The sequence below is a fragment of the Actinoplanes sp. NPDC051343 genome (assembly GCF_044455125.1).
Taxonomy (GTDB): Bacteria; Actinomycetota; Actinomycetes; order Mycobacteriales; family Micromonosporaceae; genus Actinoplanes.
This window is the reverse complement of record NZ_JBITEL010000013.1, coordinates 181,716-200,896: the sequence shown is the minus strand read 5'-3', so window position 1 is coordinate 200,896 and position 19,181 is coordinate 181,716. Positions and strand designations below refer to the sequence as shown.

19 protein-coding genes are annotated in these 19,181 nt (G+C 69.9%); 10 read left to right on the top strand and 9 right to left on the bottom strand.

The window, feature by feature from the left end:
- Positions 1 to 4: 4 nt before the first annotated feature.
- The 3 genes from ACIA5C_RS36400 to ACIA5C_RS36390 form a co-directional block, all read right to left on the bottom strand.
- Positions 5 to 718, bottom strand: coding sequence for a response regulator transcription factor (locus ACIA5C_RS36400; protein ID WP_396063275.1), 714 nt, complete (start codon positions 716 to 718; stop codon positions 5 to 7).
- Between the two features lie 67 nt (positions 719 to 785).
- On the bottom strand, positions 786 to 1,493 hold the full coding sequence (locus tag ACIA5C_RS36395; protein WP_396063273.1) for a lysophospholipid acyltransferase family protein: 708 nt from the start codon (positions 1,491 to 1,493) through the stop codon (positions 786 to 788).
- 50 nt (positions 1,494 to 1,543) lie between these two features.
- Positions 1,544 to 2,305, bottom strand: a complete 762-nt coding sequence (locus ACIA5C_RS36390) for a GNAT family N-acetyltransferase (RefSeq protein WP_396063271.1) — start codon at positions 2,303 to 2,305, stop codon at positions 1,544 to 1,546.
- A 129-nt stretch (positions 2,306 to 2,434) separates the two neighbouring features.
- Here ACIA5C_RS36390 and ACIA5C_RS36385 point away from each other — a divergent pair, with 129 nt between their 5' ends.
- The 5 genes from ACIA5C_RS36385 to ACIA5C_RS36365 all read left to right on the top strand — a co-directional run bounded on the left by ACIA5C_RS36385 (position 2,435) and on the right by ACIA5C_RS36365 (position 8,961).
- Entirely contained in the window at positions 2,435 to 3,352 is a 918-nt protein-coding gene (locus ACIA5C_RS36385; RefSeq protein WP_396063269.1) for an ABC transporter ATP-binding protein, read from the top strand.
- Positions 3,349 to 4,155, top strand: coding sequence for an ABC transporter permease (locus tag ACIA5C_RS36380; protein ID WP_396063267.1), 807 nt, complete (start codon positions 3,349 to 3,351; stop codon positions 4,153 to 4,155). The genes ACIA5C_RS36385 and ACIA5C_RS36380 overlap by 4 nt, the downstream gene beginning before the upstream one ends.
- A gap of 84 nt (positions 4,156 to 4,239) precedes the next feature.
- Entirely contained in the window at positions 4,240 to 8,013 is a 3,774-nt protein-coding gene (locus tag ACIA5C_RS36375) for a multifunctional oxoglutarate decarboxylase/oxoglutarate dehydrogenase thiamine pyrophosphate-binding subunit/dihydrolipoyllysine-residue succinyltransferase subunit (RefSeq protein WP_396063265.1), read from the top strand.
- A gap of 50 nt (positions 8,014 to 8,063) precedes the next feature.
- Positions 8,064 to 8,243 (top strand): DUF6104 family protein, encoded by a 180-nt coding sequence (locus ACIA5C_RS36370; protein WP_396063263.1) that lies wholly within the window; start codon positions 8,064 to 8,066, stop codon positions 8,241 to 8,243.
- The gene (locus ACIA5C_RS36365) at positions 8,233 to 8,961 is read left to right on the top strand and encodes an AAA family ATPase (protein WP_396063261.1); all 729 of its coding nucleotides are present in this window, start codon (positions 8,233 to 8,235) and stop codon (positions 8,959 to 8,961) included. Before ACIA5C_RS36370 ends, ACIA5C_RS36365 begins: the two co-directional genes overlap by 11 nt.
- Before the next feature lie 36 nt (positions 8,962 to 8,997).
- Here ACIA5C_RS36365 and ACIA5C_RS36360 read toward each other — a convergent pair whose 3' ends face one another.
- On the bottom strand, positions 8,998 to 9,534 hold the full coding sequence (locus ACIA5C_RS36360) for a hypothetical protein (RefSeq protein ID WP_396063259.1): 537 nt from the start codon (positions 9,532 to 9,534) through the stop codon (positions 8,998 to 9,000).
- A 167-nt stretch (positions 9,535 to 9,701) separates the two neighbouring features.
- Here ACIA5C_RS36360 and pta point away from each other — a divergent pair, with 167 nt between their 5' ends.
- Together pta and ACIA5C_RS36350 are read left to right on the top strand one after the other, a co-directional pair.
- Positions 9,702 to 11,759, top strand: a complete 2,058-nt coding sequence (pta, locus tag ACIA5C_RS36355; RefSeq protein WP_396063257.1) for a phosphate acetyltransferase — start codon at positions 9,702 to 9,704, stop codon at positions 11,757 to 11,759.
- Positions 11,756 to 12,865, top strand: coding sequence for an acetate/propionate family kinase (locus ACIA5C_RS36350; protein ID WP_396063255.1), 1,110 nt, complete (start codon positions 11,756 to 11,758; stop codon positions 12,863 to 12,865). The genes pta and ACIA5C_RS36350 overlap by 4 nt, the downstream gene beginning before the upstream one ends.
- Before the next feature lies 1 nt (position 12,866).
- Here ACIA5C_RS36350 and ACIA5C_RS36345 read toward each other — a convergent pair whose 3' ends face one another.
- Positions 12,867 to 13,031, bottom strand: coding sequence for a hypothetical protein (locus ACIA5C_RS36345; RefSeq protein ID WP_396063253.1), 165 nt, complete (start codon positions 13,029 to 13,031; stop codon positions 12,867 to 12,869).
- Positions 13,032 to 13,153: 122 nt separating this feature from the next.
- Between ACIA5C_RS36345 and ACIA5C_RS36340 the strand changes: the two genes are divergently transcribed.
- Positions 13,154 to 14,047 (top strand): alpha/beta hydrolase family protein, encoded by an 894-nt coding sequence (locus ACIA5C_RS36340; RefSeq protein ID WP_396063251.1) that lies wholly within the window; start codon positions 13,154 to 13,156, stop codon positions 14,045 to 14,047.
- A gap of 769 nt (positions 14,048 to 14,816) precedes the next feature.
- Here the strand turns inward: ACIA5C_RS36340 and ACIA5C_RS36335 are convergent.
- The 3 genes from ACIA5C_RS36335 to ACIA5C_RS36325 form a co-directional block, all read right to left on the bottom strand.
- The gene (locus tag ACIA5C_RS36335; protein WP_396063249.1) at positions 14,817 to 15,767 is read right to left on the bottom strand and encodes a zinc-binding dehydrogenase; all 951 of its coding nucleotides are present in this window, start codon (positions 15,765 to 15,767) and stop codon (positions 14,817 to 14,819) included.
- A gap of 111 nt (positions 15,768 to 15,878) precedes the next feature.
- A complete protein-coding gene (locus ACIA5C_RS36330; RefSeq protein ID WP_396063247.1) occupies positions 15,879 to 17,114 on the bottom strand; it encodes an NADP-dependent malic enzyme in 1,236 nt (411 codons plus the stop codon).
- A 121-nt stretch (positions 17,115 to 17,235) separates the two neighbouring features.
- Entirely contained in the window at positions 17,236 to 17,532 is a 297-nt protein-coding gene (locus ACIA5C_RS36325; RefSeq protein WP_396063245.1) for a S26 family signal peptidase, read from the bottom strand.
- 86 nt (positions 17,533 to 17,618) lie between these two features.
- Here ACIA5C_RS36325 and sodN point away from each other — a divergent pair, with 86 nt between their 5' ends.
- Positions 17,619 to 18,023, top strand: coding sequence for a superoxide dismutase, Ni (sodN, locus tag ACIA5C_RS36320; RefSeq protein ID WP_396063243.1), 405 nt, complete (start codon positions 17,619 to 17,621; stop codon positions 18,021 to 18,023).
- 73 nt (positions 18,024 to 18,096) lie between these two features.
- A complete protein-coding gene (locus tag ACIA5C_RS36315; RefSeq protein WP_396063241.1) occupies positions 18,097 to 18,489 on the top strand; it encodes an anti-sigma regulatory factor in 393 nt (130 codons plus the stop codon).
- Here ACIA5C_RS36315 and ACIA5C_RS36310 read toward each other — a convergent pair.
- Positions 18,486 to 19,181, bottom strand: coding sequence for a FadR/GntR family transcriptional regulator (locus ACIA5C_RS36310; RefSeq protein WP_396063239.1), 696 nt, complete (start codon positions 19,179 to 19,181; stop codon positions 18,486 to 18,488). The genes ACIA5C_RS36315 and ACIA5C_RS36310 overlap by 4 nt on opposite strands.

Below are 19,181 nucleotides of genomic sequence, written 5' to 3'. Positions count from 1 at the left end.
CTGCTCAGACTGCGGGCTTGCGCAGCACGTAACCCACGCCCCGCAGGGTGTGGATCAGGCGGGGCTGGACATTGTCGACCTTGCGTCGGAGGTAGGAGATGTAGGACTCGACGATGTTGTCGTCGCCGCGGAAGTCGTACTTCCAGACGTGGTCGAGTATCTGCGCCTTGGACAGCACCCGGTTGGCGTTGAGCATCAGGTAGCGCAGAAGCTTGAACTCGGTCGGCGAGAGCTGCACCCGGTTGCCGGCCCGGTAGACCTCGTGCGTCTCCTCGTCGAGCTCGAGGTCGGCGAAGACCAGCCGCGACGGCTCCTCGTCGCCCTGGGTGGTGCGCCGGAGCACGGCCCGGATGCGGGCGGTCAGCTCCTCGAGGCTGAACGGCTTGGTGACGTAGTCGTCGCCGCCCAGGGTCAGGCCGCGGATCTTGTCGTCGGTGCCGTCGCGGGCGGTCAGGAAGACCACCGGGGTGCGCTGGCCGCCCTCGCGCATCAGCCGGATGACCTCGAAGCCGTCGAGGTCGGGGAGCATGACGTCGAGCACGACGAGGTCGGGCGACGCGTTCTTCGCCGCGCTGACCGCCGCGCTGCCGCTGGTCGCGGTGCTGACGTCGAAGCCGGCGAAACGCAGGCTGGCGGAGAGCAGCTCGAGGATGTTGGCGTCGTCCTCGACGACGAGCAGCTTCGCCTCGCTCTGCTTGGACTGGGTCTGGGCGGCCATGGCGCCATTCTTTATCAACGCACTGCAGGATCGCTGCACGCCGCCTGAAAGTTCTCTGAGAGAACTCTCAGGCAGCCAGGCGGTAACCGGCCACGCCCATCGAGGTCTGCGCCGCCCGGGCGAGGGCCCGGCGGTCGGCCTCGGGGGTCGGGCGCAGCGCGGGCGCGGTCACCAGGGTGACCGTGAGCGACCGTAGCGCGGCCACCCGGCGTACCGAATCCCAGAGGGTGTCGTCACCTATGAACGCCGCCGCGGTCGAGTCGTAGTTGATCGACGTGGGCACCACGGGAGCACCCGCGTCGATCGCGGCCTGGAACATCGCCGGACGGAAGCGGCCCTGGGTGATCCCGCAGAACGTCGTACCCTCCGGGAAGACCGCGACCGACCGGCCGGCCTTCAGCGATGCGGCGACCTCGCCGACCGTGTGCGGCAGCTGCTTGGGCCGCGCCCGGTTGAGGAAGATCGCGCCGGAGAAACCGGCCAGCGTGCCGATGCCCGGCCAGTTGCCGACCTCGCCCTTGGCCACCAGCCGCACCGGCGAGGCTGCCATCAGGACCAGGATGTCGAGCCACGAGACGTGGTTGGCGACGAGCAGGCTCCCGGGTTTCAGGGTGGGACCCCGACGTTCCACCCGCACGCCCATCACCGCGAGCATGCTGCGGGCCAGGGCCCGCAGCGCGGTGCCGCGGATCAGCGGCACCAGCAGCAAACCCCCGACGAGTACGCCGGCCAGAGCCAGCAACCGCAGCCCGGCGATCCCGGGAGCCGCGGGCACGTCGGCACCGTCGCGGCAGTGGGGCCCGCATCCGGAGACCGGCTGCCACATCATCGGGTCGCTCCCAGGAAGTGGCGCCGGTAGCGCGGGTCGAGCCGGTCCATCGAGAACAGCACGTAGAAGTCGACGCAGTCGAAGTCCGGGTCGTACGCGGGTTCGCCGCAGACCCAGCTGCCGAGTCGCAGATAGCCCTTGAGCAGCGCCGGCGGCTGCACCTTGGGGTCGCCGACCACGTCGGTGGTGGCCAGCCACGGGTTGCGCGGTTTCACCCGCAGCGCGGGCGGAGCCAGGTGCTTGCCCTGCACCCGGGCCCAGACGCCGGCTGCGGTCGTGCCGCCGTCGCCCAGCGGCACCGAGGCGCAGCCGCCGAGCCAGCGCACGTTGTTGAGGTGCAGGTAGCGGGCGATCCCCGCCCACATGAGGTTGACCACGGCACCCGAGCGGTGGTCCGGGTGCACGCAGGAGCGACCGGTCTCGACCAGTTGGTCGCGCAGCGGGCGCAGGCTGCTGAGGTCGAACTCGCCGTCGCCGTAGCGGCGCCCGGCCCGCTCGGCCGCCTTCGGCGAGAGCATCCGGTAGGTGCCGACCACCGTGCCGGTCGCGTCGTCGCGCACGATCAGGTGGTCGCAGAAGTCGTCGAACTCGTCCACGTCACGCCCGTCGACGGCGCCGGTCAGGCGCGCGCCGAGTTCGCCGGCGAAGACGTCGTGCCGCAGCCGTTGTGCGGCTTCGACCTGACCGGCGTCGTCGGCGATGAGCAGGGTGTAGCCACTGGTGCCGGTGGGGGCGGCGGCGGTCATGAGAACGGCCATGTGACCTGTGTAAGGGCGGCAACTTCCGATGGAATGTCAGCTCAGGTGGGTCTGTATGGCATCTGGATGAACGACTGTCTATACGGCCGGGTCAGGCCCGCCGGCCCCGTGCTAGTAGGTTGATCGCCCATGGACCGGCCCTACACCGACGAGATCGTCGTGGACCACCTCACCAAGCAATACAAAAAGCTGCGCGCGGTCGACGATCTGTCGTTCCGGGTCCGCACCGGCCGGGTGACCGGCTTCCTCGGTCCCAACGGCGCCGGCAAGACGACCACGCTGCGGATGCTTCTCGGCCTGGTCACACCGACCGCCGGGTCGGCGACCTTCGGTGGCAACAAGTACTCGGAGCTGGGCGATCCGATCCGCCGGGTGGGGGCCGTGCTCGAGGCGTCGAGCGCGCACCGCGGCCGCACCGGGCGCAACCACCTGCGCATGATCTGCCGCGCGGCCGGCCTTCCCGACGGCCGGGCCGACGAGATGCTGGCGCTGGTCGGTCTGACCCCGGCCGCCAACCGCCGGTTCAAGGGCTACTCGCTGGGCATGAAGCAGCGGCTGGGCATCGCGGCGGCCATGCTCGGCGACCCCGCTGTGCTGATTCTCGACGAGCCGGCCAACGGCCTCGACCCTGAGGGCATCCGCTGGATGCGCGACCTGCTCAAGGCGCTGGCGACCGAGGGCCGCACGGTTCTGGTCTCCAGCCATCTGCTGGGCGAGATGCAGCAGCTGGCCGACGACGTGGTGATCGTGGCGGCGGGCAAGCTGGTCCGGCAGGGCCCGGTCGAGGACGTGCTGGGCTCGATGGGCGCGGCCCAGGTGCGGGTGCGCACCCCGCAGCCGGACCGGCTGACCGCCGCGCTCGACGCCCTCGATGCCTCCGTCGCCCCGCAGCCCGACGGCTCGCTGCTGGTCACCGGCGCCGAACCGGCCGCGATCGGGCACGCCGCCTTCACCGCCTCGGTCGAGCTGCACCAGCTGACCGGCGAGCGCGGCGACCTGGAACAGGTCTTCCTGCAGCTGACGGCCGGAAAGGCGGGCATCCGATGAGGCTGGTTCAAGCCGAGCTGTTCAAGATCCGCACCACCTCACTGTGGTGGATCATGGGGATCGTCCTCGTCCCGCTCTACGCGGCGAGCATTCTGATCAACTGGCTGGCCGCCAACGTCAGCGCCGGCGCGGCCGACCAGAACGATCAGGTCCGGGTCTCGCTCGAGCCGATCAACGTCGCGACCAGCCTCTACACCAGTGGTCAATACTGCGGCGTCCTGATCGTGCTGCTGCTCTCGGCGATCGTGGTGACCAGTGAGTTCTTCCACCTCACGGCGACCACCACGTTCCTGGTCACGCCGCGCCGCGAGTCGGTGATCCTGGCCAAGTTCGGCGCCTCGATCATCATCGGACTCGTCGTCTGGGCGTTCACCACCGTGTTCAACCTGATCTTCGCCCCGCTGATCCTGAAGAACCTCGGCCTCGGCGCCCAGCTGGGCGAACCGGCGGTGTGGCGGGCGATCGGGCTGAACGCGCTGGCCTATGTGCTGTGGGCGGTGCTCGGCGTCGGCGCCGGGGTGCTGATCCGCAGCCAGATCGCGGCCACCCTGGTCCTGGCCATCACGTACGTGATCGGCACGCAGGCCATCGGGATCGTCTTCATCCTGCTCAGCAACAACGTGGCGAAGTGGTTCGACAAGCTCCAGGTGATCGTCCCGACCACCGCGTCGCAGCTGATGGTGTCCGGAACTGATCTGCCTGGTAACCCTCCGCGCTGGGTCGGCGCGGCGGTCCTGATCGCCTACGCGGTGGTCGGCGGAGCGGTCGGTACGATGATCACGAAATCCCGCGACATCAGCTGACCGGGAGTCGGCCTCACACCCGACGTGCGCACAATTCGACTGTGCGCACGGCGTAGCCTTGTCTGCGAATCGCGTGCTGACAACATGGTGAAAGAGGCGAACACGAAAGTGTCGACCCAGCAGACTTCGCATGACAACCCACTCGCGGACTTCGGTCCCAACGAGTGGATCGTCGACGAGATGTACCAGCGCTACCTGGCCGACCCCACGAGCGTCGACCCGGCCTGGCACGACTTTTTCGCCGACTACAAGCCGGCGATGGCCACGGGATCGATCGTAACTCCGGACGAGGCCACCGCCGCCAACGCGAAGGCCAGCGCGGAGCGGGCCGGCACCGACGCGCCCGCCGCCGCCACGGTCGCGCCGGTCAAGCCGACCGTCCCGGCCGCGCCGCCGAAGCCTGCTGCCGCCAAGCCCGCCCCGGCCGCACCGAGCTCATCCGGTTCGGCGGCCGCCTCCACCGCCGCCAAGCCCTCGTCGAACGGCAACGCCCCGGCGGCGACCGGCAACAAGATCACCACGCTGCGTGGGGTGGCCGCCAAGATCGTGCAGAACATGGACGCCTCACTCGAGGTGCCCACCGCCACCTCGGTGCGCGCGGTCCCGGCCAAGCTGATGGTCGACAACCGCATCGTCATCAACAACCACCTCGCCCGCGGGCGGGGCGGCAAGGTCAGCTTCACCCACCTCATCGGCTGGGCCCTGGTGCGCTCGGTCGTTGCCCACCCCGAGATGAACAACTCGTTCGCCGAGGTCGACGGCAAGCCGGCCCTGGTGCAGCCCGAGCACGTCAACCTCGGCATCGCGATCGACCTGGCCAAGAAGGACGGCTCCCGCAGCCTGGTCGTCCCGTCGATCAAAAACTGCGAGAAGATGGACTTCCGGCAGTTCTGGCAGGCCTACGAGGACGTCGTCCGGCGGGCCCGCCGCAACGAACTGACCATGGACGACTACGCCGGCACCACGATCTCGCTGACCAACCCGGGCGGCATCGGCACGGTCCACTCGATCCCGCGCCTGATGGCCGGGCAGAGCGCGATCATCGGCGTCGGCGCGATGGAATACCCGGCGCCCTACTCCGGGATGAGCGACGAGACGCTCTCCGACCTCGGCGTCAGCAAGGTCACCACGCTGACCAGCACGTACGACCACCGGGTCATCCAGGGTGCGCAGTCCGGCGAGTTCCTCAAGGCCGTGCACGAGTTCCTGCTCGGCGACCACGGCTTCTACGACGACATCTTCACCTCGCTGCGCATCCCGTACGAGCCGGTCCGCTGGGTGCGCGACGTCGCCCGCACCTCCGAGGGCCAGATCGACAAGGCCGCGCGGGTGGTCGAGCTGATCCACGCGTACCGCGTGCGCGGCCATCTGATGGCCGACACCGACCCGCTCGAGTTCGAGATCCGCCGGCACCCCGACCTTGACGTGCTCCAGCACGGCCTGACCCTGTGGGACCTCGACCGCACCTTCCCGGTCGGCGGGTTCGCCGCCAAGCAGCGGATGAAGTTGCGCGACGTGCTCGGCGTCCTGCGCGACACCTACTGCCGCCGGGTCGGCATCGAATACATGCACATCCAGGGCCCCGAGGAGCGGCGCTGGATCCAGGACCGCATCGAGATCAAGTACACCAAGCCGGACTCCGAGGAGCAGAAGCACATCCTCAACCGGCTCAACGCCGCCGAGGCGTTCGAGACCTTCCTGCAGACCAAGTTCGTCGGGCAGAAGCGGTTCTCGCTCGAAGGCGCCGAGTCGTTGATCCCGCTGCTCGACGAGGTGCTGAAGGCGTCCGCCGAGGGCGGGCTCGACGAGATGGTCATCGGCATGGCCCACCGCGGCCGGCTCAACGTGCTGGCCAACATCGTCGGCAAGCCGTACGAGAAGATCTTCAACGAGTTCGAGGGTCAGATGGACCCGAAGTCGGCCCACGGCTCCGGCGACGTCAAATACCACCTCGGCCAGACCGGCAAATACACCACACCGGACGGCGAGAGCTCGACGACGGTCAGCGTGGTCGCCAACCCGTCCCACCTGGAGGCGGTCGACCCCGTCCTCGAGGGCATCGTGCGGGCCAAGCAGGACCGCCTCGACCTCGGCCTGCACGGCTACACGGTGCTGCCGGTGCTCGTGCACGGCGACGCCGCGTTCGCCGGCCAGGGCGTGGTCGCCGAGACGCTCAACCTCTCCCAGCTGCGCGGCTACCGCACCGGCGGCACGATCCACGTGATCGTCAACAACCAGGTCGGCTTCACCACCGCGCCCGAATACAGCCGCTCCTCGATGTACTCGACCGACGTGGCCCGCATGATCCAGGCGCCGATCTTCCACGTCAACGGCGACGACCCCGAGGCCGTGGTCCGGGTCGCCAAGCTGGCGTTCGAATATCGGCAGGCGTTCAACAAGGACGTCGTGATCGACCTGGTCTGCTACCGCCGCCGCGGGCACAACGAGGGCGACGACCCGTCGATGACCAACCCCCGCATGTACGAGATCATCGACACCAAGCGCTCGGTCCGGAAGCTGTACACCGAGGAGCTGATCGGCCGCGGCGACATCACCGTCGACGACGCACAGGAGCAGCTGCGCGACTACCAGTCCCAACTGGAGCAGGTGTTCAAGGCGACCCGCGACTCGGCCGGCTCGGCGCCCCGCCGCATCACCATCACCGAGGAACCGGAGCCGCAGGTCGACACCGCGATCGAGACCTCGGTCGTGCGGGCGATCGGCCAGGCCCACATCGACCTGCCCGAGGGCTTCACCCCGCACAAGCGGGTCCAGCAGCTGCTCGAACGCCGGGCCAAGATGTCCAACGAGGGCGGCATCGACTGGGGCTTCGGCGAGCTGATCGCGTTCGGCTCGCTGCTCAACCAGGGCGTCACCGTCCGGCTCGCCGGCCAGGACTCGCGCCGCGGCACGTTCGTCTCCCGGCACGCCTCGGTGGTCGACGGCAAGACCGGCAAGGACTTCCTGCCGCTGAGCACCCTGGCCACCTCCAACGCGCGGTTCTTCGTCCACGACTCGCTGCTCAGCGAATACGCGGCGATGGGCTTCGAGTACGGCTACTCGGTCGAAAACCCGGACGCGCTGGTGCTGTGGGAGGCCCAGTTCGGCGACTTCGGCAACGGCGCTCAGACGGTGGTCGACGAGTTCATCTCGTCCGGCGAGGTCAAGTGGGGCCAGCAGTCGTCGCTGGTGCTGCTTCTCCCGCACGGCCAGGAAGGCCAGGGCCCCGACCACTCGTCCGGCCGGCCGGAGCGGTTCCTGCAGCTCTGCGCCCAGGACAACATGCGGGTGGCCAACCCGACCACCCCGGCCAACTACTTCCACCTGCTGCGCCGGCAGGCCCTGTCGACCAAACGCAAGCCGCTGGTGGTGTTCTCGCCCAAGTCGCTGCTGCGGCACAAGCTGGCCACCTCATCGGTCGCCGACTTCACCCAGGGCCGGTTCCAGCCGGTGATGGGCGACGCCGGCATCAAGGGCACGCCACTCGACGCGAAGGCGGTCAAGCGGGTGCTGCTCTGCTCGGGCAAGGTCTACTACGACCTGTTCCAGGCCCGGGCCGAGCGCGGCCTCACCGACACGGCGATCATCCGGATGGAGCAGATCTACCCGCTGCCGGTGGCCGAGCTCAAGGCGGTGCTGGCCCAGTTCCCCAACGCGGAAGACTTCGCCTGGGTGCAGGAGGAGCCGGCCAACCAGGGCGCCTGGTCGTTCGTCGCGCTCAACCTGCTCGAGCACCTCGAGGGCGTCCGGCTCCGGCGGATCTCCCGCCCGTCCGCCGCGGCCCCCGCGGTCGGCTCGGCCAAGATGCACGACGCCGAGCAGACCGCGCTGGTCGAGGCCGCACTGCCGCGGCCGTGACCAAAGGGGGCGCTCCGCCGGTGCGGAGCGCCCCCTTTTACTATCCGGGGATGTACTTCACCGATCGCGGCATCGAAGAACTGGTCGACCGGCGCGGCGAGGAGACCGTGACGCTGGAATGGCTGGGTTCGCAGCTGCGCACCTTCGTCGACCTCAACCCCGAGTTCGAGACCCCGATCGAGCGGTTCGCCACCTGGCTGGCCCGCGCCGACGAGGACGATGAGGAATAGCACGGATCGACCCATCCGCCGGGTCGATCTCGACCCGGCGGCGACGATCGACCGCTCGGCGTGGTGGTCACGCATTCCGGCCGTACGCGCGGTGCTCGACCACGGCCTCAACATCCCCGCCGGCGTAACTTTCCTCGTCGGCGAGAACGGTTCCGGCAAGTCCACCCTGATCGAGGGGTTGGCCGGCGCGATCGGCCTCAACCCGGAGGGCGGCTCCCGTGGCGCCCAATACTCGACCCGGCCCTCGGAGTCGCCGCTGGGCGAGGTCCTGCGGGTGTCCCGGAGCGTGGGCGGGCGCGGCCACTCCTACTTCCTGCGCGCCGAAACCATGCACGGCCTCTACACGTACCTCGAGGACCTGCCCGGCAGCCCCGACCGCGACCTGCACGACCGCAGCCACGGGGAAGGCTTCCTGGAGGTGCTGGACCGCAAGTTCGGCGGCCCCGGCTTCTACCTGATGGACGAGCCGGAAGCGCCCCTGTCCTTCGTCTCCACCCTGAGCCTGGTCGCCCGGCTGGCCGACCTGCGCGCCGCGGGCGCCCAGCTGGTGATAGCCACGCACTCACCGCTGCTGACCGCCCTGCCGGGCGCCACCATCCTCGAGCTGGGCGACTTCGGCCTCCGCAAGGCCCCCTGGGACCAGCTCACGATCGTCGCCAACTGGCGCCGCTTCCTGACCGACCCTCCGACCTACCTGGGCCCGTTGCTCAAACCCTGAGGGGACAGAAGCCGCCAGCCTCCTGCCCCCACCTTCTCAGGAGCCTTCGCTCGCCACCCGCGCGCTCGGCACCACGCCCCGATCACGCCCGCCGAGCAGCGTCAGCACGACGTCCATCTTCTCCTCGAGCCCGATGAACCTCCGTTCGAACTTCTCGTCCATCGCCGCGAACTTCGCGTCCATCGCGGCGAACCGCTCATCCATCCCATCGAACCTGGCATCCATCCCGACGAACTTCGCGTCAATGCCGGCGAACCGCTTATCCATCCCGTCGAGCCTGGCATCGATGCCCACCAGCTTCTGATCGATCGCCGTGACCTTTTCATCGACCACAGTGACCATCTCGTCCACGCCGGCGACCTTCTGATCGATCCGGTTGAGCGTCCGACTGTGCGAATCCAGGATCTGATCGTGACGTTCCAAAACCTTGGTGTGCGTCTCGAGCGTCCTCTGAATGCCTTTGGTCGTTTCGACAAGCTTGCTCAGATCGATGTCGACCACCTCGGCGAAGCCCTCCTGAAGCCTCGCCTTGTGCTCAACCCACGCAAGCCGTTCTTCCAGCGTCTTGCCCACAGAACCCTCCATGCCATCGACTCGATGACCGGAGCCGGCTGGCCCGGCCGCCGCCCCTACCGGCTACTCCCGCCTTCGGACGAGAGATTGTCTCGTGCCTAGTAGGCGTGCGTCAATTCCGCTTTACGGACCGGCGGCGTTCATCCGGGGTCGGTAGGTTGAGGGGCGTGGCACGAAGCGTCTACGTCGCCGGGCTCGGACCGAGCGTCGGCAAGGGCACGGTCGCGCTCGGTCTCGTCGAGCTGCTCTCCCGCCAGGTGGCCCGGATCGGGGTGTTCCGGCCGCTGGTCGCCGGGACCGGTGACGGCGATCCGCTACTCAGCCTGCTGACCTCCCGATACCCGGTGACCGGCGGCCACGGCGTGACCGTCGCCGAGGCGTCCGCCCTGGTCGCCGACGGCCGCTGGGAGGAGTTGATCGGACGCATCGTCGAGCGCTACCGCGAGCTCGAACGGCGATGCGGCTCGGTCGTGGTGATCGGCAGCGACTTCGCCGCCGGCCCGGCCGACGGCCACGACGAGATGCCACGTGAGCTCGGGTTCAACGCCCGGCTGGCGACCGAGTTCGGCAGCGTCGTGATCCCGGTCGTCAGCGGGGAGGGCCGCGGCGAAGAGTCGCTGACCGCGGCCGTCCGCAGCGCGTACCACTCGCTGGGCGACCTCAACGCCACCGTGCTGGCCGTCATCGCCAACCGGACCACCACCGAGGTGAACGACGCCGGCCTCCCGGTCCCGGTCTGGACGATCCCCGAGGTCGCCGCCGTGGCCGCGCCGACCGTCGCCGAGGTCGCGAAGGCACTCGACGCCACCGTGATCACCGGCGGCGACAACACCGACCGGGACGTGCTCGACTACGTGGTCGGCGCCGCCCACGTGCCCGCCGTTCTCGACCACCTGACCGACGGGGCGCTGCTGATCACCCCCGGCGACCGGGCCGACCTGCTGGTCGCGGCCAGCGCGGCTCACGCCGCCGGCCAGGTCACGCTGGCCGGCCTGGTGCTGACGCTGGGCGAGCGGCCGGACGAGCGGGCGGTCAAGCTGATCGAACGGCTCAACACGGGTCTGGCCATGCTGGTCGTGGAGTCCGACAGCTACCACACCATCGCGGCCGCCGGGCGGATCGAGGCGCGGCTGAGCACCGGCACCCCGCGCAAGGTCGAGGCGGCGCTCGGCGCGTTCGAGGACGGTGTCGACACCGCGGAGCTGACCCGGCTGCTCGACGTGACCCGGTCGGGCCGGGTGACGCCGCTGATGTTCGAGAACGACCTGATCGACCGGGCCCGGGCCGACCGGCGGCACCTGGTCCTGCCGGAGGGTTCCGAGGAGCGCATCCTGCGGGCCACCGAGACGCTGCTGCGCCGCGGTGTGGCCGACCTGACCCTGCTCGGCGACCCGGCCGAGATCACCCGGCGGGCACGCGAGCTCGGCGTCGAGATCGGCGGGGCCCGGCTGGTCGACCCGGAGCGCAGCCAGTGGCGCGACGACTTCGCCGAGCGCTACGCCGAGCTGCGTAAACATCGTGGCGTGACGCTCGACCTGGCGTACGACGTGGTCCGCGACGTCAACTACTTCGGCACCATGATGGTCGCCGAAGGGCTGGCCGACGGGATGGTGTCCGGGGCCGACCACACGACGGCGGCCACGATCCGGCCCGCCTTCGAGATCATCAAGACGGTCCCCGGGCTGTCGGTGGCGTCGAGCGTGTTCTTCATGCTGCTGGCCGACCGCGTGCTCGTCTACGGCGACTGCGCGGTCAACCCCGATCCGGACGCCGCCCAGCTGGCCGACATCGCGCTTTCTTCGGCCCGCACCGCGGCGGCGTTCGGGCTCGAACCCCGGGTGGCCATGCTGTCCTACTCGACCGGCAAGTCGGGGTCGGGCGCCGACGTCGAGAAGGTCGCGGCGGCCACCGCGCTGGTCCGGGAACGGCAGCCCGACCTGCCGGTCGACGGCCCGATCCAGTACGACGCGGCGATCGACCCGGCGGTCGCGGCGACCAAACTCCCGGAGAGCACCGTCGCCGGCAAGGCCACGGTCTTCGTGTTTCCCGACCTCAACACCGGCAACAACACCTACAAGGCGGTCCAGCGATCCGCCCACGCGGTTGCGGTCGGCCCGGTCATGCAGGGCCTGCGTCGGCCGGTCAACGACCTGTCCCGCGGCGCAACGGTGAAAGACATCGTCAACACGGTGGCGATCACGGCGATCCAGGCGGGAGCGAAATGAGCCGGGTTCTGGTCCTCAACTGTGGCTCGTCGTCGGTGAAGTACCGGCTGTTCGACGGCGCGGAGACGAGCGCCAAGGGTCTGATCGAGCGGATCGGCGAGGAGGGCGGCGACGCCACCGACCACCGGGCCGCCCTGCAGCACATCATGGAATCGGTCGACCTGGCCGGGCTGGCGGCGGTCGGCCACCGGGTGGTGCACGGCGGCCCCCGGTTCAGCGATCCCACGCTGATCGACGACGACGTGGTGGCCGACGTGGAGGCGCTGGTGCCGCTCGCCCCGCTGCACAACCCGGCCGCGCTCAGCGGCATCGCGGTGGCCCGCAAGCTGCTGCCCGACGTGCCGCAGGTGGCGGTCTTTGACACCGCTTTCCACGCGACGATCCCGCCCGAGGGCGTGACCTGGGCGATCGACAAGAGCTTGGCCGAGCGCTGGCAGATCCGGCGGTACGGCTTCCACGGCACTTCCCACGCGTACGTCTCCCGCCAGACGGCGAAAGTCCTGGCTAAACCCGTCGAAGAAACCAACGTGATCACCCTGCACCTGGGGAACGGGGCGAGCGCCTGCGCGGTCGAGGGCGGCCGCAGCGTGGCCACGTCGATGGGTTTGTCGCCGCAGGGCGGCCTGGTGATGGGCACCCGCAGCGGCGACATCGACCCGACCGTCGTCTTCCACCTGCACCGGGTCGCCGGCCTGCCGCTCGACGAGATAGAGACGTCACTGACCCGGCACGCCGGCCTCGTCGGCCTGACCGGCGACAACGATCTGCGGGCGGTGCTCGAGCGGCGGCAGGCCGGCGATCCGGAGGCGACGCTCGCGTTCGACGTCTACTGCCGGCGGATCCGTGAATATGTGGGCGCCTACCTGGCGGTGCTCGGCCGGGTCGACGCGATCACCTTCACCGCCGGTGTCGGCGAGAACTCCCCGGTCGTCCGAGCGGCGACGCTGGCCGGGCTGGAGAGTCTGGGCATCGCGGTCGACCCGGAACGCAACCGGCGGGCCGAGCGGATCATCTCGCCCGACGGCATGCCGATCGCGGTCTGCGTCGTGCCGACGGACGAGGAACTGGAGATCGCCGACCAGTCGCGGGCGGCGTTACAACCCTGACCTAACTGACCAGGAAGACGATCAGGCCGATCAGGACGACGGCCACCACGACGCCGCCGACGATCAGCGGGGTCTTGGACGGGGCCGGGGGTTCCGGCGAGGTGCTGTCGGTGAAGGCACGGAAGGCCTCGGTGTTGCTACTAGGGTCGGCGCGGTTGTCAGACATGGGCACGACCATAGCGAAGACATGCACGAAAGAGCACATCGGTGACTGCTTCTACCAGCGCAAACGCACTCGGTCCGGTGATTTCACTCCTTCGTGGGAGTGTTCGGCCGTAGCGTCGCATCATGGCGACGCGGCGGCGAATCGGTGCGGCACTGGCCATGCTCGTCGCGCTCGCCGCCTGCTCCGGCCCGCCGAAGCAGGCGCCGGCACCGGCGGAAAGGCCCGCGGCGCCGACCTCCTCGACCTTTCCGGTCGGCTTGCGCATCCTGCATCTTCACCGAGGTTCCGTACGCCCATTGCCCACGCTCGTGTTCTTCCCGGCCGCGCCGTGGACCCTGACCGGAGCCGGGTCGCCGGCCGACCGCCCCGCCCCCGGCCGCTTCCCGCTGGTGGTCTTCAGCCACGGGCTCAAGGGCTCTCCGGAGCGCTACCAGGCGGCGCTGACCGGCTGGGCCGCCGCCGGCTTCGTCGTGGTCGCCCCGACGTTCCCCCACACCAGCCTCTACGCAACCCGCTTCCAGCGCGCGGACATAGTCCGCCAGCCCGACGACGTACGCTACGTGCTCGCCGAGATCCGCCGCCTGGACACGACGCCGGGCAACCCACTGGCCGGGCACATCGACACCACCCGAATCGCGGCGATCGGCCACTCGGCCGGCGGCTACACCACAATGGGCCTCTTCACCGCCGGCCACGACCCGAGCCTGAAAGCAGGCGTGGTGATGGCAGGCTGGCTCGCTCCCGGGGCCTTCGCCGGCCCACCGGCCACGATGCTCTTCCTACAGGGCACCGCCGACCCAATCGTTCCGGCCGCCCGCAGCCGGTTAGCCTTCGACCGGGTCCCCTGGTCAAAGGCCTACCTCCTGCTGCGGCACAACTCGCACGCCACGTACCTCCAGCCGGGCCAGATAGGTTACAACTTGATGGAGTCCACAGTCATCAATTTCCTACGCTGGACCCTCAACGGCGACGAGACAGCCCGCGCCCGCCTCCCCCGAGGCACCACCGCCCGCTGAAGCCCACGCAGCTGAGCCCCACCCGCCGAAGCGCCGCCCGAGCCAGCCGCAATAGCAGCGCGCCGCACCGTGACCGCCAACATCGCCGCAGGCCGCGCAGAACGGCCGGCAACGCCATCGACCAGCGCCGACCATCGGACCGACCGCCGTATCAGTCGGACGCGCCCACCCACCCCGCATCTCAGGCCGACGAGCGAGCCGAGCGGGACCCCGCGCCGCCGCACGCGGCGCCGCGCCGCAAATCCGCGCACCGCCCGACCACACCGCCGAACCGCGCCGCATGACCCCGCGCATCGCCCGGCCAGATCGCCGAGGCATACGCACCGCGTAACCCGCGCATCTCCCCGCCGCAGCGCCAGAGCGCGCCACATCGCCGACGCGCCCAACCCTGCCACCAAGCCGCGCCGCATCGCGAGCCCGGCCGTCGCCAAGCCGCGCCACCAAGCCATGCCAAGCCGCGCGGCGCTGCACTGCGCCAAGCCGTCAAACCAAGCCGTCAAACCAAGCCGTCAAGCCGCACCGCGCCGCATGGCCAAGCGTCGCCGACGCCGCCAAGCCACACCGCGCGCCGCCAAGCCACACCGCGCGCCGCCAAGCCACACCGCGCGCCGCCAAGCCACACCGCGCGCCGCCAAGCCACACCGCGCGCCGCCAAGCCGCGCCGCGCCGCGCCGCGCCGCGCCCGAGCGTCCAAGCCGCATCGTCACGCCGGCGCCGCGCTGCCCGCGCGACTCCGGGTTGTGCCGCGTGGCGGCCCGGCGGGGGCGGGTCAATGTAGGAAGTCGATTGCTACCTTGCCGAAGATGTTGCCTGACTCGAGCTTCGCGAACGCGTCGGCCACTGCGGTGAAGCCGTAGGTTGTGTCGATCGTTGGGCGCACGTCCTTGGTCACCATCAGGTCGAGCAGGGCTACCAGGTCGTCGGGGGTGCCCATGCTGCTGCCGAGCAGGTCGAGCCGCATCGCGAACAGGCGGCGCAGGTCGACCGTGGCCAGGTGGCCGCCGGTTGCGCCGCAGACGACTATGCGGGCTCCCGGTGCGCTGCACTTCATCGAGTGGTCGATCGTTGGGGCGCCGACCGACTCGATGACCACGTCGACGCGCTCGGGCAGCCGGGCGCCCGGCTCGACCGCGGTGGCGCCCAGCACTGCGATGCGTTCGCGCTTGGCTGCGTCGCGGCTGGTTGCGTAGACCCGCTTGCCCATGGCGGCAGCCAGGGCGACCGCGGCGGTCGCCACCCCGCCGCCCGCGCCCTGCACGAGCACCGCCGACGCCTCGTCGACGCGGCCCCGCGTGGTCAGCATGTGGTAGGCGGTGAGCCAGGCCGTCGGCAGGCAGGCCGCGTCGACGAACGACACCCCGGCCGGCTTGGGCACCAGGTTTTCTCTCGGGACGGCAACCCGGTCGGCCAGCGTGCCCGGGTAGTGCTCGGAGAGCAGTGAGAGGCCGCGCGGGTCGTCCGGGTCGGCGACGACCGGGTAGATCACGACCTCGTTGCCCTCCTCGTCGACGCCGGCCGCGTCGCAGCCGAGGACCATCGGCAGGCGGTCGGCGCGCAGGCCGACGCCGCGCAGCGACCACAGGTCGTGCTGGTTGAGCGAGGCGGCCCGGACATCGACGAGCACCCACTCGTCGGGCGGCGTGGGGTCGGGGAACTCCCCGACGGTGAGGGCCTGGAGGGGATGGTCGGGGTCGGCCTTGGCGGCGTAGGCGGCGCGCATAGGACGACCTTAGTGGCGATTCTGACGGGCGGCGGGCGACTGTGGACAACTCTCACGGCGTACGGGAAACGCCGCCGGCAGCAAGCCGGCGGCGTCTCGCCCGAAGTTCTTCTACCGTGGGATCGGCGTGGTCGCCGGAGCCGTGACCGGCGACCGGCGGCGGGCCACGCCGTCGCGGATCGCGGCCGCGATGACCGCCTCGGCGACCGCCGGAGCCACCCGCGGGTCGAGCGGCGACGGCACGATCGCGGTGGGCTTCAGGTCGTCGGCGACCACCGCGGCGATCGCCTCGGCCGCGGCCACCTTCATGCCCTCGGTGACCGTGCTCGCGCCGCAGTCGAGTGCCCCGCGGAAGATGCCGGGGAAGGCCAGCACGTTGTTGATCTGGTTGGGGAAGTCGCTACGCCCGGTGGCCACGACGGCCGCGTATTTGTGGGCGATCGACGGCGCGACCTCGGGTGTCGGGTTGGCCAGGGCGAAGATCACGCCGCCGGGGGCCATCTGGGCGAGCGCACTCTCCTCGATCGCACCGCCGGACACCCCGATCAGCACGTCGGCGCCGATCAGCGCCTCGGCGACAGCCCCGGTACGGCCCGAGAAGTTGGTCGCCGCCGCCAGTTCCGCCTTGATCGGGCTGAGGTCGCCGCGCTCCGCGTGGATGATGCCGCGCGAGTCGCAGACGATGACGTTGGCGCCCTCGACCCCGGCCGCGATCAGCGCCTGGGTGATCGCCACCCCGGCCGCACCGGCCCCGCTGATCACCACCCGCAGTTCGCCGAACCGGCGGCCGAGCAGCTTGGCCGCGTTGCGGAGGGCGGCCAGCGTGACCACCGCGGTGCCGTGCTGGTCGTCGTGGAACACCGGGATGTCGAGCGCGGCGTCGAGCCGGCGTTCGATCTCGAAGCAGCGGGGCGCGCTGATGTCCTCGAGGTTGATGCCGCCGAACGAGGGTGCCACCGCCTTGACCGCCGCGATGATGCCCTCGGTGTCCTGGGTGTCCAGGCAGATCGGGATCGAGTCGACCCCGCCGAACTGCTTGAACAGGATCGACTTGCCTTCCATGACCGGCATGGCGGCTTTCGGCCCGATGTTGCCGAGGCCGAGCACGGCCGAGCCGTCGGTGATCACGGCGACCGTGTTGGCGGTCCAGGTGTAGTCGGCGTAGAGGGCCGGGTCTTCGGCGATGGCCTCGCAGACGCGGGCCACGCCTGGGGTGTACGCCAGGGACAGGTCGTCGCGGCTGGCCAGTGGGACCGTCGGCGCGATCGCCATCTTGCCGTGTTTGTGCAGCTCGAAGACGGGATCGGCGGCCAGGGCGGGATCGAGTTCAAAACTGAAGAAAGACATGGTGACTCCACGGGGCATCGGTCGTCGGCATTGACTGGAGCACCGGTCCCGGTTCGGATCGCGAGTTGGCGCCGAGCGGGTGGTGCGATGCGGGGATCACCCGAAGAAGTGGTACGGGACATTAACTTAGCCGACCTGGCTTCGGGTAGTAGCGAATTAACACTCGCCCGATGACATCGGCCACCCCGTACCGCCGGGAGTCGTCCTCGATCAGCGTGTTGTCGCCCTGGATCCACCAGCCGCCGTCCTGGGGTCGTACGGCCCGCTTGACCACCAGCAGGTCGGGGCGGGTACGGAAGCGCGCAACCACGATGTCACCGCTCCTTACCCGCGCTCCCCGCCGTACCAGCAGCGCATCTCCGGACCGCAACGTGGGCACCATGGACGGCCCCTGCACCAGGACCAGTTGCCACCTCACCGCATCAGTCCTCCTCCGCGTTACGTCCGGGATGTAAGGGGTAGTGTCAACCGCGGATCATCGCAAACTCTTATGGAGGAGTCCTGATGCGACTTCCGCGTTTCCTCACTCCGCGCACCGTGGTCAGCGCACACTGCGACCTGCCCTGCGGTGTGTACGACCCGGCCCAGGCCCGGATCGAGGCCGAGTCGGTTAAGGCCATCCAGGAGAAGTACCAGGCGAACCAGGACCCCGAGTTCCGCACCCGGGCCGTCCTGATCAAGGAGCAGCGGGCCGAGCTGGTCAAGCACCACCTGTGGGTGCTGTGGACCGACTACTTCAAGGCCCCGCACTTCGAGAAGTACCCCAATCTGCACCAGCTGTTCAACGAGGCCACCAAGCTGGCTGGTGCGGCAGGCGCCAAGGGTTCGATGGACCCGGCCGTCGGCGACCAGCTCCTCGCCAAGATCGAGGAGATCTCCAAGATCTTCTGGGAGACCAAGCAGGCCTGACGGACTTGTAACGGCCGGTGTCTTCGGGCGCCGGCCGTTGTCGTACGCTGCTCCTCGTTGGGAGGATGGCTACGTGACTCAGCTGACGCATTCGGACGACGTCGTGCTCCTCACGGTGCCCGCCGACGGTGGCTACCTCGGCGTCCTGCGCACGGCCACCGCCGGGCTCGCGGCCCGGCTGCACTTCGCGCTCGACGAGATCGAGGATCTCCGCATCGCGGTCGACGAGGCGTGCGCGATGCTGCTGGCGATCGCCACTCCGCGGGCCGAGCTCGAGTGCCGCTTCGCGGTCACCGACGACGCGCTGACCGTCGAGGTCTCGGTCGCGACCGTACGCGGCGCCCGCCTGCCGTCCGAGTCGTCGTTCGCGTGGAAGGTGCTGACCGCGCTGACTACTTCCGCGGCGGCCGACGCGACCGGTCGCTCCGCCACGATCCGGCTGCTGACCCGCCGGACCGGGAGCTAGCGCCGGTTGACCTCGGCGACATAGTCGAGGTGCCGGCTCGACAGCGAGGTCGCGGCCTCGGCGTCGCCCACGCACAGGCAGTCGAGCAGCCGCCGGTGATCGGCGTCGATCCGCTGCCAGTAGTCGGCGGGCAGGCTGTCGGTGACCGCCTCGCCGTACGCCGCGTGATAGACCGGCCGCCCCACCAGCTCGAACAGCGGGTTGCCGCACGCCTTGACCACCGCCAGGTGGAAGGCGGCGTGGGCGACCATCATCGTGTCGAGGTCATCGGTCAGCGGGTCGAAGAGCGCCCCGCGGATCTCCAGCAGGTGCTCCTCGGTGCGGCGCGCCGCGGCCAGCCCGGCCGCCGGCACCTCGAGGGCCCGGCGCAGCTCGAGCAGATCAGCCATGCCGACGCTGGGCGTGTTGGTGAGCAGCGTGAAGCCGGTGGCCAGGCCGTCGCCGAGCTGCTCGGCGTCGGGATGGGAGACGAAGCTGCCGCCGGTCACTCCACGCGTGGTGACGATCAGGTGCTGACTCGCCAGCAGGCGCAGAGCCTCCCGCACGGTGCTGCGGCTGACCCCGGTCTTGATGCAGAGTTCGGGTTCGGGTGGGAGACGTTCCCCCGGCTGCAGGCGGCCCGACGTGATGTCGGCCCGAAGCTCATCAGCCAGCAGTTGGTACGCAGGTGGACGCACCGTAGATCCGGTCAC

Excerpts from the sequence above, each read along its gene's own strand:
- ACIA5C_RS36400 (WP_396063275.1), bottom strand. The coding sequence starts at position 718 with ATGGCCGCCCAGACCCAGTCCAAGCAGAGCGAGGCGAAGCTGCTCGTC.
- ACIA5C_RS36390 (WP_396063271.1), bottom strand. The coding sequence starts at position 2,305 with ATGGCCGTTCTCATGACCGCCGCCGCCCCCACCGGCACCAGTGGCTAC.
- ACIA5C_RS36385 (WP_396063269.1), top strand. The coding sequence starts at position 2,435 with ATGGACCGGCCCTACACCGACGAGATCGTCGTGGACCACCTCACCAAG.
- ACIA5C_RS36380 (WP_396063267.1), top strand. The coding sequence starts at position 3,349 with ATGAGGCTGGTTCAAGCCGAGCTGTTCAAGATCCGCACCACCTCACTG.
- ACIA5C_RS36375 (WP_396063265.1), top strand. The coding sequence starts at position 4,240 with ATGGTGAAAGAGGCGAACACGAAAGTGTCGACCCAGCAGACTTCGCAT.
- ACIA5C_RS36370 (WP_396063263.1), top strand. The coding sequence starts at position 8,064 with ATGTACTTCACCGATCGCGGCATCGAAGAACTGGTCGACCGGCGCGGC.
- ACIA5C_RS36365 (WP_396063261.1), top strand. The coding sequence starts at position 8,233 with ATGAGGAATAGCACGGATCGACCCATCCGCCGGGTCGATCTCGACCCG.
- ACIA5C_RS36350 (WP_396063255.1), top strand. The coding sequence starts at position 11,756 with ATGAGCCGGGTTCTGGTCCTCAACTGTGGCTCGTCGTCGGTGAAGTAC.
- ACIA5C_RS36345 (WP_396063253.1), bottom strand. The coding sequence starts at position 13,031 with ATGTCTGACAACCGCGCCGACCCTAGTAGCAACACCGAGGCCTTCCGT.
- ACIA5C_RS36340 (WP_396063251.1), top strand. The coding sequence starts at position 13,154 with ATGGCGACGCGGCGGCGAATCGGTGCGGCACTGGCCATGCTCGTCGCG.
- ACIA5C_RS36335 (WP_396063249.1), bottom strand. The coding sequence starts at position 15,767 with ATGCGCGCCGCCTACGCCGCCAAGGCCGACCCCGACCATCCCCTCCAG.
- ACIA5C_RS36330 (WP_396063247.1), bottom strand. The coding sequence starts at position 17,114 with ATGTCTTTCTTCAGTTTTGAACTCGATCCCGCCCTGGCCGCCGATCCC.
- sodN (WP_396063243.1), top strand. The coding sequence starts at position 17,619 with ATGCGACTTCCGCGTTTCCTCACTCCGCGCACCGTGGTCAGCGCACAC.